This window comes from Enterobacter sp. Taxon_2, assembly GCF_058355295.1.
Genome location: NZ_CM178024.1, coordinates 4,781,118 through 4,795,782, shown reverse-complemented (window position 1 = coordinate 4,795,782; position 14,665 = coordinate 4,781,118). Strand labels below are relative to the sequence as shown.

Genomic DNA, 14,665 nt, shown 5'->3' with positions numbered 1-14,665 from the left:
GTGCTCACACAGATTGTCTGATGAAAAGTAAATAGCAAGGCGTCTTGCGATTGAGACTTCAGTGTCCCCTTCGTCTAGAGGCCCAGGACACCGCCCTTTCACGGCGGTAACAGGGGTTCGAATCCCCTAGGGGACGCCACTTGCTGGTTCGTGAGTGAAAGTCACCTGCCTTAATATCTCAAAACTCATCTTCGGGTGACGTTTGAGATATTTGCTCTTTAAAAATCTGGATCAAGCTGAAAATTGAAACGACACATCTTTAATGGTGTGTTCGAGTCTCTCAAATTTTCGCAATCATGAAGTGAAACATCTTCGGGTTGTGAGGTTAAGCGACTAAGCGTACACGGTGGATGCCCTGGCAGTCAGAGGCGATGAAGGACGTGCTAATCTGCGAAAAGCGCCGGCGAGGTGATATGAACCTTTGACCCGGCGATGTCCGAATGGGGAAACCCAGTGTGATTCGTCACACTATCGTTAACTGAATACATAGGTTAACGAGGCGAACCGGGGGAACTGAAACATCTAAGTACCCCGAGGAAAAGAAATCAACCGAGATTCCCCCAGTAGCGGCGAGCGAACGGGGAGCAGCCCAGAGTCTGAATCAGCTTGTGTGTTAGTGGAACGGTCTGGAAAGTCCGGCGATACAGGGTGACAGCCCCGTACACGAAAGCACACAGGTTGTGAACTCGAAGAGTAGGGCGGGACACGTGGTATCCTGTCTGAATATGGGGGGACCATCCTCCAAGGCTAAATACTCCTGACTGACCGATAGTGAACCAGTACCGTGAGGGAAAGGCGAAAAGAACCCCGGCGAGGGGAGTGAAAAAGAACCTGAAACCGTGTACGTACAAGCAGTGGGAGCACCTTCGTGGTGTGACTGCGTACCTTTTGTATAATGGGTCAGCGACTTATATTCTGTAGCAAGGTTAACCGTATAGGGGAGCCGAAGGGAAACCGAGTCTTAACTGGGCGTTAAGTTGCAGGGTATAGACCCGAAACCCGGTGATCTAGCCATGGGCAGGTTGAAGGTTGGGTAACACTAACTGGAGGACCGAACCGACTAATGTTGAAAAATTAGCGGATGACTTGTGGCTGGGGGTGAAAGGCCAATCAAACCGGGAGATAGCTGGTTCTCCCCGAAAGCTATTTAGGTAGCGCCTCGTGAACTCATCTTCGGGGGTAGAGCACTGTTTCGGCTAGGGGGCCATCCCGGCTTACCAACCCGATGCAAACTACGAATACCGAAGAATGTTATCACGGGAGACACACGGCGGGTGCTAACGTCCGTCGTGAAGAGGGAAACAACCCAGACCGCCAGCTAAGGTCCCAAAGTCATGGTTAAGTGGGAAACGATGTGGGAAGGCACAGACAGCCAGGATGTTGGCTTAGAAGCAGCCATCATTTAAAGAAAGCGTAATAGCTCACTGGTCGAGTCGGCCTGCGCGGAAGATGTAACGGGGCTAAACCATGCACCGAAGCTGCGGCAGCGACACTTAGGTGTTGTTGGGTAGGGGAGCGTTCTGTAAGCCGTTGAAGGTGTGCTGTGAGGCATGCTGGAGGTATCAGAAGTGCGAATGCTGACATAAGTAACGATAAAGCGGGTGAAAAGCCCGCTCGCCGGAAGACCAAGGGTTCCTGTCCAACGTTAATCGGGGCAGGGTGAGTCGACCCCTAAGGCGAGGCCGAAAGGCGTAGTCGATGGGAAACAGGTTAATATTCCTGTACTTGGTGTTACTGCGAAGGGGGGACGGAGAAGGCTATGTTAGCCGGGCGACGGTTGTCCCGGTTTAAGCATGTAGGCGGAACGATTAGGTAAATCCGGTCGTTTTTTAACGCTGAGGTGTGATGACGAGGCACTACGGTGCTGAAGTAACAAATGCCCTGCTTCCAGGAAAAGCCTCTAAGCATCAGGTAACACGAAATCGTACCCCAAACCGACACAGGTGGTCAGGTAGAGAATACCAAGGCGCTTGAGAGAACTCGGGTGAAGGAACTAGGCAAAATGGTGCCGTAACTTCGGGAGAAGGCACGCTGATATGTAGGTGAAGCCCCTGCGGGTGGAGCTGAAATCAGTCGAAGATACCAGCTGGCTGCAACTGTTTATTAAAAACACAGCACTGTGCAAACACGAAAGTGGACGTATACGGTGTGACGCCTGCCCGGTGCCGGAAGGTTAATTGATGGGGTTAGCGGTAACGCGAAGCTCTTGATCGAAGCCCCGGTAAACGGCGGCCGTAACTATAACGGTCCTAAGGTAGCGAAATTCCTTGTCGGGTAAGTTCCGACCTGCACGAATGGCGTAATGATGGCCAGGCTGTCTCCACCCGAGACTCAGTGAAATTGAACTCGCTGTGAAGATGCAGTGTACCCGCGGCAAGACGGAAAGACCCCGTGAACCTTTACTATAGCTTGACACTGAACACTGGTCCTTGATGTGTAGGATAGGTGGGAGGCTTTGAAGCGTGGACGCCAGTCTGCGTGGAGCCATCCTTGAAATACCACCCTTTAATGGCTGGTGTTCTAACGTAGACCCGTGATCCGGGTTGCGGACAGTGTCTGGTGGGTAGTTTGACTGGGGCGGTCTCCTCCCAAAGAGTAACGGAGGAGCACGAAGGTTAGCTAATCCTGGTCGGACATCAGGAGGTTAGTGCAATGGCATAAGCTAGCTTGACTGCGAGAGTGACGGCTCGAGCAGGTGCGAAAGCAGGTCATAGTGATCCGGTGGTTCTGAATGGAAGGGCCATCGCTCAACGGATAAAAGGTACTCCGGGGATAACAGGCTGATACCGCCCAAGAGTTCATATCGACGGCGGTGTTTGGCACCTCGATGTCGGCTCATCACATCCTGGGGCTGAAGTAGGTCCCAAGGGTATGGCTGTTCGCCATTTAAAGTGGTACGCGAGCTGGGTTTAGAACGTCGTGAGACAGTTCGGTCCCTATCTGCCGTGGGCGCTGGAGAATTGAGGGGGGCTGCTCCTAGTACGAGAGGACCGGAGTGGACGCATCACTGGTGTTCGGGTTGTCATGCCAATGGCACTGCCCGGTAGCTAAATGCGGAAAAGATAAGTGCTGAAAGCATCTAAGCACGAAACTTGCCCCGAGATGAGTTCTCCCTGAGACTTTAAGTCTCCTGAAGGAACGTTGAAGACGACGACGTTGATAGGTCGGGTGTGTAAGCGCAGCGATGCGTTGAGCTAACCGATACTAATGAACCGTGAGGCTTAACCTTACAACGCCGAAGGTGTTTCGGCGAAGAGACAGACACGATTTTCAGCCTGATACAGATTAAACAGAATTTGCCTGGCGGCTTTAGCGCGGTGGTCCCACCTGACCCCATGCCGAACTCAGAAGTGAAACGCCGTAGCGCCGATGGTAGTGTGGGGTCTCCCCATGTGAGAGTAGGGAACTGCCAGGCATCAATTAAGTGAAGAGGCCATCCGAAAGGATGGCCTTTTTGCGTTTATACGCCAAAAAACGGCAGGCCGGGTAAGGCAAAGCCGCCACCCGGCACGTCAGACCGCACTCCACGTCACAATAAAGCCCGCAATCCCATCCACATCATTTAAGCCCAGCACCGGAACCTCAAGTGGCAATACCACATCACTGGCCACCGCAATCACATGCTCATCCAGCGTTAACTCGCTGAAATCATGCCCGGCATCGCTTCTGAACAGCAGGATCTTAGGCACTGCCTCATGCTTAAATCCCTCAATCAGCACCAGATCCAGGGTGGAATGATCCATCCGACTGACCAGATAAGCGAGATCCAGCGGCGCCTCATCCGGCGTTTCTGTCATTAACGCCCAGCGCTGAGGACTTGCTACCATCGTTTGTGCTGCTCCGGCCTTACGCAGCTCATAGCTGTCTTTTCCTGGCGTATCGATATCCATGTTGTGATGACTATGCTTAATCAATCCAGGACGAAGGCCTCTGGCACACAGCGCGGGTATCAGCTTTTTCAGCAGCGTGGTTTTCCCGGTCCCACTCCATGCGGAAATGGCTAAAAGAGGTATCATTTTTTCTCCTGCATCATCTGCAAATCTTCATGCGTATTCACGTTCACAAACGCTGATTTCACATCACTAAAATCAACGGAATGGCCGCCAGACTCACGCATGAAGACCATCACCCTGCGCTCTCCCGCAGCCAGATAGCTCTGCAGAGCAGGCGCTAGCGAACGATGCATCAACGCGATAGCAGGATGGTCACGCTCGCCGTCATGTACCCAAACCACAGGTGCTGTACCACGAAGCAGGAGCAGACGCTCGACAAGACAGGAGGGAATAAACGGCGTATCGCAAGGGCAGAAGATAAACCACTCTCCGTGCGACTGTTGCATGACCGAAAGCATACCGGCCAGCGGGCCCGGGTAATTCTCAAGGCTATCCTGATAAACGGCGTATCCGCTGCGCCGGTAAGTGTCGATATGCCTGTTCGCGCTGATGGCCATTGCCGTCACCTGGCCGGCGAGCGTATCGGCGACATGCTGCCACAAGGGTTTTCCATTAAGAAGCTGAAGCCCCTTATCTTTACCGCCCATTCGCGTTGCTCTGCCGCCTGCCAGAACGACCCCGATGATTTCCTGGCTAAGATTCACGAATATCGCCTCTTTTATTGTGGGATTGACCCTGCTAACGTGTCACTCTAAATGAAAGGAGCACCACCATGAAATGTAAACGTCTGAATGAAGTTATTGAACTCCTCCAGCCCGCCTGGCAAAAAGAGCCAGAGCTAAATCTGATGCAATTTTTACAGAAACTGGCGAAAGAGTCAGGTTTTGACGGCGATCTGGCAGACCTTTCTGACGACATCCTGATCTACCACCTTAAAATGCGCGACTCTGCCAAAGATGCTGTTATTCCTGGTATTCAGAAAGATTATGAGGAAGATTTTAAGACCGCATTATTGCGCGCCCGAGGCGTAATTAAAGAGTAAAAGCTTGTAAGCGGCGGCACCGAAATCGCCACAAGATGATATCCTGAATCATTCGTATAATTTCCGGATGATCGGATGAACGACCAGGCTTTTACTTTCCAGACATTACACCCGGACACCATTATGGATGCCCTGTTTGAACAGGGTATTCGGGTGGATTCCGGGCTAACCCCATTAAACAGCTACGAAAACCGCGTCTATCAATTTCAGGACGAGGATCGTCAGCGCTTCGTCGTAAAGTTCTATCGTCCTGAACGCTGGTCCGCAGAACAAATTCAGGAAGAGCATCAGTTTGCTCACGATCTGCTGGATGACGATGTTCCCGTTGCCGCACCGCTAAAATTCAATAACCAAACGCTCCTCACGCACGAAGGGTTTTACTACGCTGTATTCCCGAGCCTGGGGGGGCGTCAGTTTGAAGCGGATAATATCGATCAGATGGAATGGGTTGCGCGCTATCTTGGGCGTATCCACCAGACGGGACGCAAAAAAGCCTTTATTGCCCGCCCAACGATGGGGATTCAGGAATACCTCCTTGAACCGCGCGAACTATTCGAAACGTCTGCAATGATCCCCGCTGCGCTAAAGGATGATTTCCTCAACGCCACCGATAAGCTTATTGCTGCAGTGAAAACCTGCTGGCGCGATGATATTTCCGTTCTGCGCCTGCATGGCGATTGTCACGCCGGGAATATTCTCTGGCGTGATGGCCCGCTGTTTGTCGATCTCGATGATGCGCGTATGGGGCCAGCGGTTCAGGACCTGTGGATGCTGCTCAATGGCGACAAAGCCGAGCAACGCATGCAGCTTGAAACCATTATTGAAGCTTATGAAGAATTTAGCCCGTTTAATTCAGACGAAATTGCCCTGATTGAGCCTTTACGTGCGATGCGTTTTGTTTATTATCTCGCATGGTTAATCAGGCGTTGGGACGATCCGGCATTTCCCCGAAGTTTCCCGTGGCTTACCGGAGAGGATTACTGGCGTAGCCAGATATCTACATTTACTGAGCAGGTTAAGGTTCTTCAGGAGCCCCCTCTGCAATTAACGCCGATGTATTAATTGGACACACCCAGGAGAGAGTTAATCATGAAAAAAATTTGGCTGGCGCTGGCAGGTATGATTCTGGCATTTAGCGCTTCTGCTGCGCAGTTTACCGACGGCAAACAGTATATCACGCTGGACAAGCCGGTCGCTGGTGAGCCACAGGTTCTGGAGTTCTTCTCGTTCTATTGCCCACACTGCTATCAGTTCGAGCAGGTGCTGCATGTCTCTGACAGCGTGAAGAAAAAGCTGCCGGAAGGCACCAAAATGACCAAGTACCACGTTGAGTTCCTGGGCCCATTGGGTAAAGACCTGACTCAGGCATGGGCGGTGGCGATGGCACTGGGCGTGGAAGATAAGATCACTTCGCCAATGTTTGAAGCCGTACAGAAAACCCAGACCGTTCAGACCACTGCGGATATCCGTAAAGTGTTTGTTGATGCTGGCGTGAAAGGTGAAGAGTACGATGCCGCATGGAACAGCTTCGTGGTGAAATCACTGGTTGCCCAGCAGGAAAAAGCGGCTGCTGACCTCCAGCTTCAGGGCGTTCCGGCGATGTTTGTTAACGGCAAATACCAGCTGAACATGCAGGGTATGGACACCAGCAGCATGGATATCTTCGTACAGCAGTATGCTGATACCGTGAAATACCTGGTTGAGAAGAAGTAATTTCGCTGATGTAAAAACGCCGGTCACTGACCGGCGTTTTTGTATGAAGATTTTATCTTGTCTATCTGTTCGTCTTTCTCTTTCCAGAGCGTATTAAGCCACTGCTGGAAACGACGTTTGAAGTTCTTATCGTTTACGTAATCACCGTGCAGTTCTGCGTCTATCGGGACCAGATCGACGTGCACGACAATGCGCGTCAGTTTGCCGCTGAGCATATCGAAGAACGGCGTCCTGTCGTTTTCCGGATAGCAGAGCGTGACGTTAAGAAGTTTATCGAACTGTGCTCCCAGCACGTTAAGTGCCATCGCAATCCCCGCCGCCTTTGGCGGCAATAGATGCTGATAAGGAGAGCGAGTTTGCTGGCGCTTCTCTTCCGTAAACCGGGAACCTTCAACAAAGTTCACGATGGTCGTTGGATGTGCGCGAAATTTTTCACAGGAACGGCGCGTGGTCTCCACATCTTTACCGCGACGTTCCGGATGACGAATCAAATAGCTGCGTGAATAGCGTTTCATAAACGGCATATCGAGCGCCCAGCAGGCCAGCCCGATAAAAGGCACCCAGGCGAGCTGCTGTTTCAGGAAGTATTTGTTCATCGGGATGTGTTTGCGAAAAAGCACGCATAACACCACGATGTCCGCCCAGCTGTGGTGATTGCAGATCAGCAGGTACCAGTTCTTTTTGTTGAGACTCTCCAGCCCTTTGACATCCCACTTCAGATGCGGGTTAAGGCACAACAGGATCGCCAGCCCTTCGCACCAGCAATACATCATGAAGTTACAAAATGCGGACACGGCTCGCCACACCACGGGTACAGGCAGCAGCAGTTTAATGATCCCGGCGAGAATGATCGGCACGGAACAGGCGATCGTCACCAGAATAGTTAAAATGATGCTTAGCAGTAATGTTATTGCAGCGAGCAATCTCGACATGATGAGCTTTTTCAAATAGTTAGCTGTAAGTGAGCGACCGACTAGTCGACGCTGGGCGCTGATTTTACCAGAAAACAGACAAATGAATGGCGCTTTCACATGATGATTTGGCGGCTTTTACCCTGGCGCAGCAGATTTCTCTGGGGTTCTGCGCGAATCAAGGCTTATATCCACATAGACTAAATTGCCATCAGTTGGCCATATAGATAAGATCTGACAACATAACAGCATGATAATTAAGATCTAAATATTACCTCATATGTGTTTTTTGCGTCTGTTATTCATATGAAGTGAAAATATGCACAAACTTATCCACAGTTTGATTTTTGCGATCGATCCTCACGATCGCAAAATCTTTTCCTGTATCTGGCGCTAATAACTGATGTTTTCATCCTTCTGTGGCATCCTTTACCCATAAATTGATTAAAGGCACGGACATTATGGTTCAGATCCCAGAAAACCCTCTTATTCTCGTCGATGGCTCTTCTTACCTGTATCGGGCATACCATGCGTTTCCTCCTCTGACCAATAGCGCAGGGGAACCCACCGGCGCAATGTATGGCGTGCTGAACATGCTGCGCAGCCTGATCCTTCAGTATCAGCCAACCCATGCGGCCGTCGTCTTTGATGCGAAAGGTAAAACCTTCCGCGATGAGCTGTTTGAGCATTACAAATCCCACCGTCCGCCAATGCCTGACGATCTGCGTGCGCAGATTGAGCCGCTGCACGCCATGGTAAAAGCGATGGGGCTGCCGCTGCTGGCCGTCTCCGGCGTTGAAGCCGATGACGTCATCGGCACGCTGGCGCGTGAAGCAGAAAAAATGGGTCGTCCTGTGCTGATCAGCACCGGTGATAAAGATATGGCGCAGCTGGTAACGCCAGGTATCACCCTGATTAACACCATGACCAACACCATTTTGGGGCCAGAAGAAGTGGTCACTAAGTATGGCGTGCCGCCTGAGCTGATTATCGACTTCCTCGCGTTGATGGGCGACTCCTCGGATAACATCCCTGGTGTTCCCGGCGTCGGTGAGAAAACCGCGCAGGCGCTGCTTCAGGGGCTTGGCGGGCTGGATACGCTCTACGCCGAATCAGACAAAATCGCCGGGCTCTCCTTCCGTGGTGCAAAAACCATGGCCGGAAAACTGGAAGAGAACAAAGAGGTGGCTTATCTCTCTTATAAGCTGGCAACCATCAAAACCGATGTCGAACTGGAGCTGGGCTGTGAGCAGCTGGAAGTGCAACAACCTTCCGCTGACGATCTGCTGAGCCTGTTTAAGAAATACGAATTTAAGCGCTGGATCACTGACGTGGAAGCCGGTAAATGGCTGCAGGCAAAAGGGGCGAAACCTGCTGCAAAGCCGAAGGAGACGATTGTCGTTGACGCAGAAGAGCAGGCGGAAGAAGAAGCCGTGGTGCTTACCTTCGACAACTACGAAACCCTTCTTGAAGAGTCACAGCTGATCGCCTGGATCGAGAAACTGAAAAAGGCACCGGTCTTTGCCTTCGACACAGAAACTGACAGTCTCGATAACATTTCTGCCAATATGGTAGGCCTGTCATTTGCGACAGAGCCTGGTCATGCGGCCTATGTTCCCGTTGCGCACGATTACCTGGATGCGCCGGAGCAGCTCTCCCGTGAACGCGTGCTTGAGCTGTTGAAGCCGATCCTGGAAGACGAAAAGGCGCTTAAGGTTGGGCAAAACCTCAAGTACGACCGCGGCATTCTGCAAAACTACGGCATTGAACTGCGCGGGATCGCCTTCGACACCATGCTCGAATCCTACATTCTGGACAGCGTCGCGGGCCGCCATGATATGGATTCCTTATCTGACCGCTGGCTCAAGCACAAAACGATCACCTTCGAAGAGATTGCCGGCAAAGGGAAAAATCAGCTCACCTTTAACCAGATTGCTCTCGAAGAGGCAGGACGCTACGCGGCGGAAGACGCTGACGTCACGCTGCGGCTGCACCTGAAAATGTGGCCAAAACTGCAGAAGCACGAAGGTCCGCTGAACGTGTTCCAGCATATCGAGATGCCGCTGGTGCCCGTGCTGTCACGCATTGAACGTAACGGCGTGAAAATAGACCCAACGGTGCTGCATAACCACTCGGGGGAGCTGGCACAGCGTTTGACCGAGCTGGAGCAAAAAGCGCATGAGCTTGCAGGCGAGCCGTTTAACCTCTCTTCACCGAAGCAGCTGCAAACCATTCTGTTTGAAAAGCAGGGCATCAAGCCGCTGAAGAAAACCCCTGGCGGCGCGCCGTCAACCTCTGAAGAGGTGCTGGAAGAGCTGGCGCTGGATTATCCGCTGCCGAAAGTGATTCTGGAGTACCGTGGTCTCGCGAAGCTGAAGTCTACCTACACCGACAAGCTCCCGCTGATGATCAACCCGAAAACGGGTCGTGTGCATACGTCGTATCATCAGGCTGTCGCGGCGACCGGTCGACTCTCATCTACCGATCCCAACCTGCAGAACATCCCGGTACGTAACGAAGAAGGCCGTCGTATTCGCCAGGCTTTCATCGCTCCAGAGGATTATCTGATTGTCTCGGCGGACTACTCGCAAATTGAGCTGCGCATTATGGCGCACCTGTCCCGTGACAAAGGCCTGTTGAGCGCATTTGCCGAAGGGAAGGATATCCACCGGGCAACCGCGGCAGAAGTCTTCGGTTTGCCGCTGGACAGCGTGACCAACGAACAGCGCCGCAGCGCTAAGGCGATCAACTTCGGTCTGATTTATGGCATGAGTGCATTCGGGCTTTCGCGCCAGCTCAACATTCCGCGTAAAGAGTCGCAGAAGTATATGGATCTCTACTTCGAGCGTTATCCGGGGGTGCTGGAATATATGGAACGCACTCGCGCGCAGGCGAAGGAGAAAGGTTATGTCGAAACCCTTGATGGTCGCCGTCTCTACTTACCTGACATCAAATCCAGCAACGCGGCGCGTCGCGCTGGCGCAGAGCGTGCGGCGATCAACGCCCCGATGCAGGGTACCGCGGCGGACATTATTAAGCATGCAATGATCGCCGTTGATGCCTGGCTGGAAAAAGAGAAGCCTCGCGTGAAAATGATCATGCAGGTACACGATGAACTGGTATTTGAAGTGCACAAAGACGACCTCGACGCCGTGTCGAAGAAGATCCACGAACTGATGGAAAGCAGCATGACGCTTGACGTGCCGTTGCTGGTGGAAGTGGGAAGTGGTAAAAACTGGGATCAGGCTCACTAACGGTTCTTCGCATAACGCGCCTTTTATGTAAGTTTGCAACATAACAACGCGCGTTTTGTGACGATCATTAGAATCCCCTATGTAAAGAATGAAAAAAAACTACAAAAAGTGCTTTTTCTGCAGCACAAAAAGGGGTAGAGTTATCGGCGTAGGGTACAGAGGTAAGATGTTCTATCTTTCAGACCTTTTACTTCACGTAATCGGATTTGGCTGAATATTTTAGCCGCCCCAGTCAGTAATGACTGGGGCGTTTTTTATTGCGGCAAAGAAAAATTCAGGCAAAAAAAACGCGGCCATCGCCGCGCTCGGTATTACTCTTCTTCCGCTTCCGTCGCGGGTTCCAGCTCGCTAAACCAGGTGTCGAGCTTCTGACGCAGCTTGTCCACACCCTGCTTTTTCAGCGAGGAGAACGGCTCAACCTGCACGTCACCGTTGAACGCCAGCACCGCTTCGCGAACCATATTCACCTGCGCTTTGCGCGCGCCGCTTGCCAGCTTATCGGCTTTCGTCAGCAGCACCAGCACGGCGATATCGCTTGCCACAGCCCAGTCGATCATCTGCTGATCGAGATCTTTCAGGGGATGGCGAATATCCATCAGCACCACCAGACCTTTCAGGCACAGGCGTTTTTCCAGGTATTCCCCCAGCGCACGCTGCCACTTGATTTTCATCTCTTCCGGTACCTGTGCGTAACCGTAGCCCGGTAAGTCGACCAGGCGTTTGCCCTCTGCGACTTCAAACAGGTTGATGAGCTGGGTACGGCCAGGTGTTTTTGAGGTACGCGCCAGGCTCTTCTGATTGGTCAGCGTATTCAGGGCGCTGGACTTCCCCGCATTGGAGCGGCCAGCGAAGGCCACTTCAATACCGGTATCAGAAGGAAGGTGGCGAATATCGGGCGCACTGGTGACAAAATGCGTCTGTTGGTAGTTCCAGGTAGTCACGTGGTCGTCTCCAAAATCGTAATCTGAAGGGGATTATACCTGAATGCAGGCAAAAGGCTTTTCTGATTGCCAGGACTTGTAGGCGAATGCCCCAACCGGTGTGAGAGATCGGCCAGAGATGCTATGGGAGATTTCAGAGAATTCGCAGGCGTCAAAAAAGCCAAACTGTTTTAAATCATAATCTTATTTCCGGGTAATTGTCTGAAAATCCCTTTTTGTACCGTTTCGTTGCTTGTTAGTTTAACGGAACAAGGTAAAGTGTGCGTCAGGGCGAGGAAGCCAGCAGGATATTGACTTAAGGATTAGGGTCAGGAGCGCCAGGAGGCGAAGACGCAGGATTGTCAGGATGACCAGCGCCTGGAGGCGTTTAAACAGGAAAGGGAACCGTATCACGGACGGTATTAGCCAAGGGATAAACAGGGTTTGTTGTTGGCAAACACGGAATGTCTGACCCGCTAAGGGTTGTGAGTCAGGAAAAAAGGCGACAGATTGCTCTGTCGCCTTTTTTCTTTGCTTGCTTTCTGCTAGATTTCGCCGCAATTCTATACTGAAGAAAACGACTTAAAGATAAAACATCATGAAAAAACCAACCTCCGCTGCGGGCGCGAAACGCCCTGCAAAAGCACGCCGCAAAACGCGCGAAGAACTGAACCAGGAAGCGCGCGATCGCAAACGCGACAAAAAACATCGCGGTCATGCTGCGGGTAGCCGTGCCAACGGTGGTGGTGCAGCGGGCGCTTCTGCAAAAGGCAAACAGCAGAAAGATCCTCGTATCGGCAGTAAAACTCCCATTCCACTGGGCGTGACAGACACCCCGGTCACTAAGCAGCACAAACCAAAGAGCGAGAAACCTATGCTTTCACCGCAGGCTGAGCTGGATTTGCTGGAGAACGATGAGCGCCTGGACGCGCTGCTGGAACGTCTTGAAGAGGGTGAAACCCTGACCGCCGAAGAGCAGTCATGGGTGGATGCCAAACTGGATCGCATCGACGAACTGATGCAGAAGCTGGGCCTGTCTTACGATGACGAAGACGACGAAGAAGAAGACGAAAAGCAGGAAGATATGATGCGTCTTCTGAAGGGTGGAAACTAACATTTGCACCCGGCAGGCACGATAGTCCTGCTTATAACCCTTCCGGTTATATGTTATCTGGTGTGGTTATTCGTTAAACTACGGCGGTTGTCGCGGCGACAGAAGTGGCTGCGCACCCGAGTGATGGCCCGCGATGGGGCCAGAACGGGCCGCCGTATACGAACGCGACACCAACGGAAGGAGTGAGCATGTCAGCACCAACTATCGACTGGGATTTGGCCCTAATCCAGAAATATAACTATTCCGGGCCGCGTTATACGTCATACCCCACCGCGCTGGAGTTCTCCGATGCCTTCGGAGAGCGTGATTTCCAGCAGGCTGTCGCACGCTATCCTGAGCGTCCGCTGTCCCTCTACGTCCATATTCCGTTCTGCCATAAGCTGTGTTACTTCTGCGGCTGCAATAAAATCGTGACCCGTCAGCAGCACAAAGCCGACCAGTATCTTGATGCGCTCGAACAAGAAATTGTGCATCGCGCGCCGCTGTTTGCTGGTCGTCACGTCAGCCAGCTTCACTGGGGCGGCGGCACGCCAACCTATCTGAATAAAGCGCAAATAAGCCGCCTGATGACCCTGCTGCGTGGCAATTTCAGTTTTAACGCCGACGCTGAAATCTCGATCGAAGTCGATCCGCGTGAAATTGAGCTGGATGTACTGGATCACTTACGCGCCGAAGGCTTCAATCGTCTGAGCATGGGCGTGCAGGATTTCAATAAAGAGGTTCAGCGTCTGGTGAATCGCGAGCAGGACGAAGAATTTATCTTTGCCTTACTCAATCACGCGCGTGAGATTGGCTTCACCTCGACCAATATTGACCTGATTTACGGCCTGCCAAAGCAAACGCCGGAAAGCTTCGCCTTTACGCTGAAGCGCGTGGCCGAACTCAACCCGGACCGTCTGAGCGTCTTTAACTACGCGCATCTGCCGACGCTGTTTGCCGCCCAGCGTAAAATCAAAGATGCCGATCTTCCTTCTGCCCAGCAGAAGCTGGATATCCTGCAGGAAACCATCACCTCGCTGACCGAAACCGGCTATCAGTTTATCGGGATGGATCACTTTGCCCGTCCGGATGACGAACTGGCGGTCGCTCAGCGCGAAGGGGTCCTGCACCGTAACTTCCAGGGCTACACGACCCAGGGAGATACCGATTTGCTGGGAATGGGCGTCTCCGCCATCAGCATGATTGGCGACTGCTACGCGCAAAACCAGAAAGAACTGAAGCTGTATTACCAGCAGGTTGATGAGACGGGCAACGCGCTGTGGCGCGGCATTGCATTAACGCGCGACGACTGTGTCCGTCGCGATGTGATTAAGGCGCTTATCTGCAACTTCCGTCTCGATTTCAGCGACGTGGAAGCGCAGTGGGAGCTGAACTTCAGCGATTATTTCGCAGAAGACCTGAAGCTTCTGGCGCCGCTGGCGAAAGACGGGCTGGTGGATGTGTCGGAGAGCGCGATTGAGGTCACGCCGAAAGGGCGTCTGTTGATCCGTAATATCTGCATGTGCTTCGACGCGTATCTGCGTCAGAAAGCGCGTATGCAGCAGTTCTCGCGGGTGATTTAAGCGGAAATGCCGGGTGGCGCTTCGCTTACCCGGCCTACATTTCACGCTTTTGTAGGCCGGGTAAGGCGAAGCCGCCACCCGGCTTTTCATTGATAGCTCGTTAGCTAAACAGCCCAACCAGCGCCGCACACAACATAGCCGCAACGGCGGTTTGTGGCGTGTGGCTTTCAGCGGCTCCGCTAGAGAGCATATTCACGATTGTTTCCAGCATGATGTTCACCCCCAATTTCCGGGCACGATCATACAAAACTTATCG

General features: G+C 52.4%; 12 protein-coding genes, 1 tRNA gene and 2 rRNA genes. 10 read left to right on the top strand and 5 right to left on the bottom strand.

From position 1 onward, the window contains the following. The first annotated feature begins 63 nt into the window (after positions 1 to 63). The 3 genes from AC4IC4_RS22770 (at position 64) to rrf (ending at position 3,415) form a co-directional block, all read left to right on the top strand. A tRNA-Glu gene (locus AC4IC4_RS22770) sits at positions 64 to 139 on the top strand. A 184-nt stretch (positions 140 to 323) separates the two neighbouring features. Further along, a 23S ribosomal RNA gene (locus AC4IC4_RS22765) occupies positions 324 to 3,229 on the top strand. Positions 3,230 to 3,299: 70 nt separating this feature from the next. After that, a 5S ribosomal RNA gene (gene rrf / locus AC4IC4_RS22760) occupies positions 3,300 to 3,415 on the top strand. 97 nt (positions 3,416 to 3,512) lie between these two features. Here the strand turns inward: rrf and mobB are convergent. Continuing rightward, the gene (mobB, locus tag AC4IC4_RS22755) at positions 3,513 to 4,016 is read right to left on the bottom strand and encodes a molybdopterin-guanine dinucleotide biosynthesis protein MobB (protein ID WP_491471927.1); all 504 of its coding nucleotides are present in this window, start codon (positions 4,014 to 4,016) and stop codon (positions 3,513 to 3,515) included. Further along, positions 4,013 to 4,597 carry a molybdenum cofactor guanylyltransferase MobA gene (gene mobA / locus AC4IC4_RS22750; RefSeq protein ID WP_491471926.1) on the bottom strand — a complete coding sequence of 195 codons (585 nt, stop codon included), beginning with the start codon at positions 4,595 to 4,597 and terminating at the stop codon, positions 4,013 to 4,015. The genes mobB and mobA overlap by 4 nt, the downstream gene beginning before the upstream one ends. A gap of 68 nt (positions 4,598 to 4,665) precedes the next feature. Between mobA and AC4IC4_RS22745 the strand changes: the two genes are divergently transcribed. From AC4IC4_RS22745 to dsbA, 3 genes are all read left to right on the top strand, one after another. After that, the gene (locus tag AC4IC4_RS22745; protein ID WP_008501866.1) at positions 4,666 to 4,935 is read left to right on the top strand and encodes a YihD family protein; all 270 of its coding nucleotides are present in this window, start codon (positions 4,666 to 4,668) and stop codon (positions 4,933 to 4,935) included. Positions 4,936 to 5,010: 75 nt separating this feature from the next. Then, entirely contained in the window at positions 5,011 to 5,997 is a 987-nt protein-coding gene (locus AC4IC4_RS22740; RefSeq protein WP_491471925.1) for a serine/threonine protein kinase, read from the top strand. Between the two features lie 27 nt (positions 5,998 to 6,024). After that, complete coding sequence (gene dsbA, locus AC4IC4_RS22735) at positions 6,025 to 6,648, top strand: thiol:disulfide interchange protein DsbA (protein ID WP_024909222.1); 624 nt, start codon at positions 6,025 to 6,027, stop codon at positions 6,646 to 6,648. 23 nt (positions 6,649 to 6,671) lie between these two features. On the opposite strand, the gene yihG is transcribed toward dsbA, so the two are convergent. Beyond that, positions 6,672 to 7,580 (bottom strand): 1-acylglycerol-3-phosphate O-acyltransferase, YihG family, encoded by a 909-nt coding sequence (gene yihG, locus AC4IC4_RS22730; RefSeq protein WP_024909221.1) that lies wholly within the window; start codon positions 7,578 to 7,580, stop codon positions 6,672 to 6,674. Positions 7,581 to 8,020: 440 nt separating this feature from the next. Between yihG and polA the strand changes: the two genes are divergently transcribed. Both polA and spfP read left to right on the top strand, forming a co-directional pair. Next, positions 8,021 to 10,813 (top strand): DNA polymerase I, encoded by a 2,793-nt coding sequence (gene polA, locus AC4IC4_RS22725; protein ID WP_491471924.1) that lies wholly within the window; start codon positions 8,021 to 8,023, stop codon positions 10,811 to 10,813. 166 nt (positions 10,814 to 10,979) lie between these two features. Next, the gene (spfP, locus tag AC4IC4_RS22720; RefSeq protein ID WP_071892919.1) at positions 10,980 to 11,027 is read left to right on the top strand and encodes a small protein SpfP; all 48 of its coding nucleotides are present in this window, start codon (positions 10,980 to 10,982) and stop codon (positions 11,025 to 11,027) included. A gap of 97 nt (positions 11,028 to 11,124) precedes the next feature. Here the strand turns inward: spfP and yihA are convergent, their stop codons facing one another. Further along, a complete protein-coding gene (gene yihA / locus AC4IC4_RS22715) occupies positions 11,125 to 11,754 on the bottom strand; it encodes a ribosome biogenesis GTP-binding protein YihA/YsxC (protein ID WP_023309768.1) in 630 nt (209 codons plus the stop codon). Positions 11,755 to 12,331: 577 nt separating this feature from the next. Between yihA and yihI the strand changes: the two genes are divergently transcribed. Further along, complete coding sequence (gene yihI / locus AC4IC4_RS22710; RefSeq protein WP_014885763.1) at positions 12,332 to 12,847, top strand: Der GTPase-activating protein YihI; 516 nt, start codon at positions 12,332 to 12,334, stop codon at positions 12,845 to 12,847. A 188-nt stretch (positions 12,848 to 13,035) separates the two neighbouring features. After that, entirely contained in the window at positions 13,036 to 14,409 is a 1,374-nt protein-coding gene (gene hemN, locus AC4IC4_RS22705) for an oxygen-independent coproporphyrinogen III oxidase (protein ID WP_491471923.1), read from the top strand. A gap of 100 nt (positions 14,410 to 14,509) precedes the next feature. On the opposite strand, the gene AC4IC4_RS22700 is transcribed toward hemN, so the two are convergent. Beyond that, a complete protein-coding gene (locus tag AC4IC4_RS22700) occupies positions 14,510 to 14,620 on the bottom strand; it encodes a YshB family small membrane protein (RefSeq protein ID WP_023333898.1) in 111 nt (36 codons plus the stop codon). Positions 14,621 to 14,665: the final 45 nt, after the last annotated feature.